Source organism: Streptomyces sp. NPDC030820, from assembly GCF_055572075.1.
The window spans coordinates 533,534-542,987 of sequence record NZ_JBVIEB010000005.1 but is presented as its reverse complement, the minus strand read 5'-3'; the positions used below and the strand labels follow the sequence as shown (position 1 = coordinate 542,987).

The window sequence follows — 9,454 nt, the reverse complement described above, 5'->3', positions numbered from 1 at the left end:
TTGTTGTTCGAGGCCGACGTGAACGCGTACAGCACCTCGGAGAACCCGTGCGCACCGGAGTTGAGCATCGAGTGCGGCGGGGTCGGCAGAGCCATCGAGACGGCGGTGAACACCAGCACCAGCGCCGGGGTGATCAGGATGTATGCCGCGGCCAGCTTCATCTCCCGGGCGCCGATCTTCTTGCCCAGGTACTCCGGCGTACGGCCGACCATCAGACCGGCGATGAACACCGCGATCACGGCCATGATCAGGATGCCGTACAGACCGGAGCCGGTACCGCCGGGCGCGATCTCGCCCAGCATCATGCTCAGCATGGTGATGCCGCCGCCGAGGCCGGTGAACGAGGAGTGGAAGGAGTCCACCGCTCCGGTCGAGGTGAGCGTGGTCGTCACCGCGAAGATCGAGGAGCCGCCGACGCCGAAGCGGACCTCCTTGCCCTCCATCGCACCGCCCGCGGCCTGCAGCGCCGCACCGTGGTGGGCGAACTCGGTCCACATCATCAGCGCGACGAAGCCCAGCCAGATGGTGACCATCGTGGCGAGGATCGCGTAACCCTGCTTCACACCGCCGACCATCACACCGAAGGTGCGGGGCAGCGCGAACGGGATCACCAGGATCAGGAAGATCTCGAAGAGGTTCGTGAAGGGGGTCGGGTTCTCGAAGGGGTGGGCGGAGTTGGCGTTGAAGTAGCCGCCGCCGTTGGTGCCCAGCTCCTTGATGGCCTCCTGCGAGGCGACCGCGCCCCCGTTCCACTGCTGCGAGCCGCCCATGAACTGACCGACCTCGTGAATGCCGGAGAAGTTCTGGACCACACCGCAGGCGACCAGGATCACCGCGGCGAGGGCGGCGAACGGCACCAGGATGCGCAGCGTGCCGCGCACCAGGTCGGCCCAGAAGTTGCCCAGCTCACCGGTGCGCGACCGCGCGAACCCGCGCACCAGGGCCACCGCCACAGCGATACCGACGGCCGCCGAGACGAAGTTCTGCACGGCCAGCCCGGCGGTCTGCACGACGTGCCCCATCGTCTGCTCGCCGTAGTACGACTGCCAGTCGGTGTTGGTCACGAAGGAGACGGCCGTGTTGAACGACTGCGCCGGGTTGACCGAGGAGAAGCCCATCGAGCCGGGCAGCATGCCCTGCAGCCGCTGGAGCAGGTACAGGAAGAGAACGCTGACGGCGGAGAAGGCCAGCACACCGCGCAGATACGCGGGCCAGGTCATCTCGACGTCAGGGTCGGCACCGATGGCCTTGTAGACCCACTTCTCGACACGCAGGTGCCCCCGCGAGGAGTAGACCTTGGCCATGTAGGTGCCGACGGGGATGTGGACGAGCGCCAACGCGCCTGTCAGGGCGAGCAGCTGGAGCACGCCCGCGAGTACGGGACCCATGTCTGCTCTCAGAACCTCTCCGGGAAGATCAGGGCGAGGACGAGATAGCCCAGCAGGGCGACGGCCACGACCAGGCCGACGACGTTCTCGGCGGTCACAGCTTCGTCACCCCCTTGGCGACGAGGGCCACCAGCGCGAAACCCGCGAGCACGGTGACGACGAAGGCCGGATCGGCCATCGCGAACTCCTGGAGTGAGGCTCGGTTGAAGCGGACGTGTACGAGGAAACCGCCTGTCCGACCGGATCGGGTCGCCCGTTGACGGCTCCCATACGGCCGCACTCACGCCTTTGACGGGGCTCTTACGCCCCCGATCCGTACCGGTGCGCAGCCCGCCGTGCGTGCCTGGACGCACCTTGACACTGTCTTGACGTGACCTGGCCCGTTAGGGTGAGGGCAGGTGTGCCGGGAAGTCTGGTCGGCCGGGAGTCAGGGTGGCTTCCGCAATCCCAGGGGGACGGCATGCGCAGCGTCGGCACGGTTCTCGCCCTCGTGGTCCTGGCCACGGTGGTCGCCACCTTCGCGCGCCGCTGGCGCATCCCCGCGCCCTCCCTGCTCGTGGTCGCCGGTCTCGCGGTGGCCCTGCTCCCGGGCACCCCGCAGATCCAGATCAGCCCGCAGATCATCGGCCTCGTCGTCCTCCCGCCCCTGCTGTACGCGAGCGCCGAGGACATGCCCTGGCGGGAGCTGCGGGCGGTGTGGAAGCCGGTCGGGATCCTCGCCATCGGCCTGGTGCTCGCCTCCGCGGCGGCCGTCGCGGCCGTGGCCGCCCTGGTCACCCCCCTGTCCTGGGAGATGGCGTTCGTCCTGGGCGCGGTGCTGGCCAGCACCGACCCGGTGGCGGTGACCGCGCTCGGCCGTCGGCTCGCCCTGCCCCCGAGGGTGCAGGTCCTGGTCCAGGCGGAGAGCCTGTTCAACGACGCGACCTCCCTGGTGCTGGTCCGGGTGGCGGCGGGCATCGCCATCGCCTCGGCCGCCGCGAGCTGGGGCGCCGCGAGCGGCCAGTTCTTTCTGCTCGCGGGCGGCGGCACGGTGATCGGGACGGCGGTGGCCGGAGTGATCACCCTGATCCGGCGCCGCACCGAGGACCCGGTGCTGGAGACGGTGATCGCCCTGGTCACCCCGTACGCCGCCTACCTGCTGGCGGAGGTCGCGCACACCTCCGGAGTGACGTCCTGCGTCGTGGCCGGGGTGGTGCTGGGCGGCCGCGGCGACCGCCTGACCAACGCCCGCATCCGGCTCCAGCTGCACGCGGTGTACGGCACGGTCGTGTTCCTCCTGGAGAGCGTCGTCTTCAGCCTGATAGGCCTGGCCCTGCCCTCCCAGGTACGGGCCCTGGCGGACGGCGACCAGGCCTGGCCGCTGTACGCCCTGGCCGTCGCCGCCACGCTCGTCGCCGTACGGCTGCTGTGGCTGGCGCCGCTGTCGGCGGTCGTGCAGCGCGAGGGCGGGGTCAGCCGGCTGAACTGGCGGATCCCGATGGTGCTGACCTGGGCCGGCACGCGCGGCGTGATGCCGCTGGCCGCCGCGCTGTCCATACCCGAGGTCGCCAGGAACGGCAGCCCGCTCACCGACCGCCCCCTGGTGCTGGTCCTGACCACGTCCGTCGTGGTCGTGACCCTCGTCGTCCAGGGTTTCACCCTCGCCCCGGTCGTCCGCGCCTCGGGCATCGCCCTGGAGCCCGCCCACACCGCGCGCGAGGAGGCCGAGGCCCGCTCCCACCTCGCCCACGCCGGCCTCGCCCGCCTGGAGGAGCTCGCGGAGCTGGAGGTCGTGCCCGAGGTCGTCCTGGACCGGCTCCGCCGGGGCCTGACCGCCCGCCTCGACGACGCCCTCGACCGCCTCGCCGAGAGCAACGGTGGCGTCGCCACCGAGTCCGCGGACCGGGTCTACCGCCAGATGCGGCGTGATCTGATCGCCGTAGAGAGCGGTGAGCTTCAGCGGCTGTACGACGCGCATGCGATCAGTGACACGACGCGGCGGCGGTTGCAGCGGGCCTTGGACCTCGAGGAGGCCCGGCTGTCCGACGCGTGAGGGCTCGACGGCCGGTTTTCGGATACACACCCGCCCCTCGGGGCGCCGCCTGGCCCCCGTACGGCGTAATCGCTCCCCGCGCAAGGGAAAGCCTCGGACCTCGGGGTAGGCCAGCGCTCGCCGCGCCGGTCTTGACGCAAGCTTGACGCCCCCGGCGGAACGAGCCATGGGCCCGTGCGTCACCGTCTGCCTACGCTGGTGGGGCCGTATGCGTGATGGCCGGAACCCCACGCTGAGCCGCACATCAGGAGCACGCCGATGGCGACGACCGAACACCCTCCGCATACCGGCCGACTGCGCGCCTGGATGCTGCAGGGCCTGTCCGACATGGGCAAGGCCGGTGGCCACGCCGGCCCGCACGCCGAGCCGGAACCCCCGCACCAGGGTCAGCGCTGGTACCGGGTGATGTGCCTGACCGGTGTCGACTACTTCTCCACCCTCGGCTACCAGCCGGGCATCGCGGCACTGGCGGCCGGTCTGCTCTCCCCGATCGCCACCCTGGTCCTCGTGGTCGTCACCCTCGCCGGCGCCCTGCCCGTCTATCACAGGGTGGCCGAGGAGAGCCCGCACGGCGAGGGTTCCATCGCCATGCTGGAGCGGCTGCTGTCCTTCTGGAAGGGCAAGCTGTTCGTCCTGACGCTGCTGGGCTTCGCCGCCACCGACTTCCTGATCACCATCACCCTGTCGGCCGCCGACGCCTCCACCCACCTGATCGAGAACCCGCACCTGACAAGCGCGCTGCACGGCGGGCAGATGCTGATCACGCTGCTGCTGGTGGCTCTGCTGGGTGCGGTGTTCCTCAAGGGCTTCCTGGAGGCGATCGGTGTCGCGTTCGCCCTGGTGGTGGTCTATCTCGCCCTGAACGCCGTGGTCGTGGTGGTGGGGCTGTGGCACGTGCTCACCGCCGGGCATGTGGTCACCGACTGGACCAGCGCCCTGATCGCCGCGCACGGCAACGTCTTCGCCATGATCGGCGTGTCCCTGCTGGTCTTCCCCAAGCTCGCCCTCGGCCTGTCCGGCTTCGAGACCGGCGTCGCCGTCATGCCGCACGTCCAGGGCGACCCGGACGACACCGAGGAGAAGCCGACCGGCCGGATCCGGGACACGAAGAAGCTGCTCACCACGGCCGCCCTCATCATGAGCGTGTTCCTGATCGCCACCAGCTTCATCACCACGGTGCTCATCCCGGCGAACGAGTTCAAGACGGGCGGCAAGGCCAACGGCCGCGCGCTGGCGTACCTGGCGCACGAGTACCTCGGCGGCGCCTTCGGCACGGTCTACGACCTGTCGACCATCGCCATCCTGTGGTTCGCCGGCGCCTCGGCCATGGCCGGCCTGCTCAACCTGATGCCGCGCTATCTGCCCCGCTACGGCATGGCCCCGCACTGGGCCCGCGCCGTGCGCCCGATGGTCCTCGTCTTCACCCTGGTCGCCTTCCTGGTCACCTGGATCTTCGACGCCAACGTCGACAAGCAGGGCGGCGCCTACGCCACCGGTGTGCTGGTCCTGATGTCCTCCGCGGCGATCGCGGTGACCATCGCCGCCCGCAGGGCCGCCCAGCGCGGCTGGACCATCGGCTTCGCGGTCGTCTCGGCCGTCCTGCTCTACGTCACCGTCGCCAATGTCATCGAGCGCCCGGACGGTGTGAAGATCGGTGCCTGCTTCATCGTCGGCATCATGCTCGTCTCCTTCCTCTCCCGGCTGGCCCGCGCCTTCGAGCTGCGCGTCACGCATGTCGAGCTGGATGCCATGGCGGAACGATTCATCCGGGACATGTCGCACCGCCGCATCCGCTTCATCGCGAACAAGCCCGGCCGCCGCGACAAGGCCGAGTACCGCGACAAGGTCGAGCAGATCCGCGCCGACAACGACATCCCGACCTCGGAGGACTTCGTCTTCGTCGAGGTCACGGTCACCGACCCCTCCGAGTTCGAGTCGGGCCTGATCGTGCGCGGCGAGGTCCTGCACGACCGCTACCGCGTGCTGACCCTGGAGTCCGCCTCCATCTCCAACGCCCTGGCGGCCCTCCTGCTGCACGCCCGGGACATGACGGGCTGCACCCCGCACATCTACTTCGAGTGGACCGAGGGCAACCCCTTCGCCAACTTCCTCCGCTTCTTCCTCTTCGGCCAGGGCGAGGTCGCCCCGGTCACCCGTGAGGTCCTGCGCGAGGCGGAACCGAACCGGCCCCTGCGCCCCCGCGTGCACACCGGCTGAGGACCGGTGAGGACCGACTGCGCCGACCGGCGTCAGGATTCCGTCAAGATGCACCCGTACGGCGCTAGGACCTCGTAAGCAGCGGCTGCCGGACCCCGCGCGCCCGCCTAGCGTCGGCGCCATGCGACGGAGCGGACCGCCAGGCTCGGCCGGCGACCGCCACTGGCGTGGCAGCGCCCGGCTCGCGCTCACCTGCGCCCTGCTGTTCTGCGCCCTGAGCCTCCTCGTCGACTGGGACGCCGGCAGTCTGACCCCCGTACGCGCCCTGCTCTGGGTCGCGCTGTCCGCCGCGGTGTGCACCGTCCTGCTCCCCCAGCGGGTCAGCGCGGGCCCCGGCTGGCTCGCGGTACGCACGCCCTGGCGCCGGCACCTGGTCCGCACGGACGCGCTGGCCTCCGTACGGCAGTACGACGGCGTCTCCTCCCACCTGGTCCTGCGGGACATCCACGGCCACCGCCTGGAACTCGATCCCCGCATCCTCGCCGCCAACCCCCTGCTCTGGCACGAACTCGACACCGGCGTCCGCCGTTCCCTGGAACGCGGCACGCTGCTGCTGGGTGCGGACGTCCTGCACCGCCTGGGCCGCCTCATCGACGACGAGACCGTGCAGGCGGTGCTCCGGGCTTCGGGGCTCTCCTGACTCTGGCTAACCTGCACGGGTGACCACCGAGTTGACACTGCTGTCCCGCGTCGCCTGCCGTGGACGGGAGATCACCGCACCCCGGCTGCGCGGGCTGCTCGCCCTGCTCGCGGAGGATCTGCGCACCGGCTGCAGCACGGGCCGGCTCGTGGAGGGGCTGTGGGCGGAGGAGGAGCTGCCCGAGCGGCCCGGCAAGGCGGTGCAGATCCTCGTGTCACGGCTGCGGGCGCAGCTGGGTGCCGAGCTGATCGTGAGCACGCCGACGGGCTATCGGCTGGCGCTGGACGAGACGCAGGTCGACAGCTCCGCGCTGCTGCTGCACGAGTCGGCGGCCGCCGAGCGCGCCCGGTCCGGGGACCAGGAGGGCGCGCTGGCCGAGGCCGGGGCCGGGCTGGCCCTGTGGGACGGGAACGTGGGCGCCGGCGCCGGAGAGGACCTGCACGACCCGGTGGTGGCATTGCGCGCCGGGCGGGTCCGGACGCACCGCGCGCTGGTCCGCTCCCGGGCGCTCGCGCTCGCCCGGCTGGGCCGGCGGGAGGAGGCCGCGGCCCAACTGGCCGAGCTGGCGAAGGAGTTGCCGCAGGACGAGGAGGTGCTGGCGGAACTGCTGCGCTGCGAGGCCGCCACCGCCGGCCGGGCCGCCGCGCTGACCCGCTACGACGCCTATCGCCGCAGGCTGCGGGACGACCTGGGAACCGATCCCGGCACCGGCCTCAAGGGCGTGTACCAGGAGCTGCTGCGCACGGACGCGGCTCCGGTGCGCCACGGCGTTCCGCACGACCCCAACCCGCTGCTGGGCCGGGACGCCGACCTCGCCGCCGTGACCGGGCTGCTGCGCGAGGCGCGGGTGGTCACCGTCGTCGGCCCCGGCGGACTGGGCAAGACCCGGCTCTCCCACGCGGTGAGCCGGGCGGCCGAACAGCCCGTGGTGCACTTCGTGCCGCTGGCCGGTGTCATCGCCGACGACGACGTGCCCGGTGAGGTGGCCTCGGCGGTCGGCGCCGGGGAGGGCCGGCAGTTCACCGGCGGCACGGACCTGGTGAGCGGCATCGTCGCCGCGCTGGGTGCCGGACCGGTGCTGCTGGTGCTGGACAACTGCGAGCAGGTCATCGCCGGTGCGGCCGCCCTCGTCCAGGCGCTGGTGTCGCGGACGGGCAAGCTGCGGGTCCTGGCCACCAGCCGGGCCCCGCTGGGGCTCAGCTCGGAGTCCGTGTACGCCCTGCCGGAGCTGTCCCAGGCGACCTCGGTGGAACTCTTCACCCAGCGGGCCCGCGCCGCCCGGCCCGGCGTGGAACTGCCCCCGGGCCCGGTCGCCGAGATCTGCCGGCACCTGGACGGGCTGCCGCTCGCCGTGGAGCTGGCCGCGGCCCGGGTACGGGTGCTCTCCGTGGCCGACATCTCCAGCCGCCTCAGGGACCGGTTCGCACTGCTGCGCGGCGGCGCCCGCGACGCGCCCGAGCGGCATCGCACCCTGCGGGCCGTGGTCGACTGGAGCTGGAACCTCCTGGAACCCGACGGCCAGGCGGCCCTGCGCGCGCTGTCCGTGTTCCCCGGTGGCTTCACCGAGGACGCGGCGGAGTGCGTCCTCGGGGACACCGGGGACGCGCTGGAGCTGCTGGAGCAACTGGCGGGCCAGTCACTGATCAAGGTCGACGACAGCCCCTCCGGCGTGCGCTTCCGCATGCTGGAGACACTGCGGGAGTTCGGCTCCGCCAAGCTCGCCGAGGCCGGCGAGGAGGAGGCGGTGACCGGCCGGTTCCTCTGCTGGGCGCGGGACTTCGGCCGCGCCCACCACGACCTGCTGTTCAGCGACGATCCGGCGCCCGCCTGGTCCCGCATCCGCGCCGAGCAGGACAACCTCGTCCTCGCCCTGCGGCACGCGCTGGCCCGCGCCGACGGACCCACCACCGCGGCCGTCACCGCCGTACTGTCCTCCCTGTGGTCCACCGGCTCCAGCTATGCCCGGCTGGCCTCGCTGGCCGCCGACACCGCGGGCCCCCTGTCCCACTTCCGGCCCGAGAACCCCGAGGACGTGGAACCGGCCCGCAGCGCGGCGGCGGTGTGCGCGGCGAGCCTCTTCATGGGCCACGGCCCGCACGCCGTACGCCAGTTGGTGACCCTGCGCCGGCTGCCGCCCGCCCCGCCGGACACCGTGCTGCGGGCCCTGTCCGTCGTGCTGTGCGCCGTACCGGAGATGCGGCCGCCGGAGTTCGCCCGGCTCCAGCAGCTGTGCGAGGCCGACGAGCCGCTGCTGGCGGGCCTCGCCGCGAGCGTCGCCAGCTACGTCTGGGAGGCGGGCCACGACGCGGAGCGGGCGCTGGAGAGCGCCCGCCGGATGGTCGACGCGCTCGCCCCGCTGAACAACCCGGCCATGCACCTGCTCAGCCACGGCCGGGTCAGCGAGCTGTGCCTGCAGACCGAGCGGGGCGCGGAGGCGTACGACCATCTGCGCGCCGCACTGAGTGCGCTGGACGCGTTCGGCGACTGGTCGGACTCGCTCGGCGTCCGCTGGGGGCTGGTGCTGGCCTGTCTGCACAAGGGCGAGGTCGAGGAGGCCGAGTACTGGCTGGACCGCGCCGCCCTGGACCAGCCGCCGGAGTCGGACGGGACGTTCAGCCCCGAGCTGCCGGCCAGGGCGGAGATCGCGCTGGCCCGCGGACTGACCGAACTCGGGCTCGGGCTGTGGCGCCGGGCGGCGGAGCAGATGCGGCAGGTCAGCGCCTTGTACGCCGCCGACGATCCCTTCGTGGACCCGTGGGCGCTGCAGCTGCAGTCGGCCGCCGTGGCCGCGCACGCGCAGCTCGGCCGGCCGGACCCGGTCGCCGGACTCACCGAGGAGTTGCGGGCACGGCTGCTCGGGCTGCTGTCCAGTGCCCTGGCCGACGGCTCGCCGGCCGACGGGGCCCCGGTGGAACTGCCGGTGTACGGCACGCTGCTGCTGGCGCTCGGACACGCCCGGCTGGCCCAGGGCGACCCGGCCGCCGTACGGCTGATGGCACTGGCCGAACGGATGCCGGTGGTACGGGAGTTCCCCAGCCTGTCCCTGGCCCGCTCCCGGGAAGCGGCCGAGAACGCCGACAGGGCGGCGTACACCGACGCAAGGTCGAGGTACGCCGCCCTGGGGCGGGACGAACTGCGGGCGGAGGCACTGCGGGAGCTGACGGTGGACTGACGGGG

6 protein-coding genes are annotated in these 9,454 nt (G+C 72.2%); 4 read left to right on the top strand and 2 right to left on the bottom strand.

Annotation, left to right across the window (positions count from 1 at the left end):
* Together kdpA and kdpF are read right to left on the bottom strand one after the other, a co-directional pair.
* Positions 1 to 1,388: potassium-transporting ATPase subunit KdpA (gene kdpA / locus ACZ418_RS17475; RefSeq protein ID WP_468363179.1), on the bottom strand; the 1,388-nt coding region annotated here is incomplete at its 3' end.
* An 8-nt stretch (positions 1,389 to 1,396) separates the two neighbouring features.
* Positions 1,397 to 1,486 (bottom strand): K(+)-transporting ATPase subunit F, encoded by a 90-nt coding sequence (kdpF, locus tag ACZ418_RS17470; RefSeq protein WP_009326374.1) that lies wholly within the window; start codon positions 1,484 to 1,486, stop codon positions 1,397 to 1,399.
* Between the two features lie 362 nt (positions 1,487 to 1,848).
* On the opposite strand from kdpF, the gene ACZ418_RS17465 reads away from it, so the two are divergent.
* From ACZ418_RS17465 to ACZ418_RS17450, 4 genes are all read left to right on the top strand, one after another.
* The gene (locus tag ACZ418_RS17465; RefSeq protein ID WP_468363177.1) at positions 1,849 to 3,420 is read left to right on the top strand and encodes a Na+/H+ antiporter; all 1,572 of its coding nucleotides are present in this window, start codon (positions 1,849 to 1,851) and stop codon (positions 3,418 to 3,420) included.
* 258 nt (positions 3,421 to 3,678) lie between these two features.
* The gene (locus ACZ418_RS17460; RefSeq protein WP_468363175.1) at positions 3,679 to 5,637 is read left to right on the top strand and encodes an APC family permease; all 1,959 of its coding nucleotides are present in this window, start codon (positions 3,679 to 3,681) and stop codon (positions 5,635 to 5,637) included.
* Between the two features lie 121 nt (positions 5,638 to 5,758).
* On the top strand, positions 5,759 to 6,277 hold the full coding sequence (locus ACZ418_RS17455; protein ID WP_468363173.1) for a hypothetical protein: 519 nt from the start codon (positions 5,759 to 5,761) through the stop codon (positions 6,275 to 6,277).
* A gap of 19 nt (positions 6,278 to 6,296) precedes the next feature.
* Positions 6,297 to 9,449 carry an ATP-binding protein gene (locus ACZ418_RS17450; protein WP_468363171.1) on the top strand — a complete coding sequence of 1,051 codons (3,153 nt, stop codon included), beginning with the start codon at positions 6,297 to 6,299 and terminating at the stop codon, positions 9,447 to 9,449.
* The last annotated feature ends 5 nt before the right edge of the window (positions 9,450 to 9,454 follow it).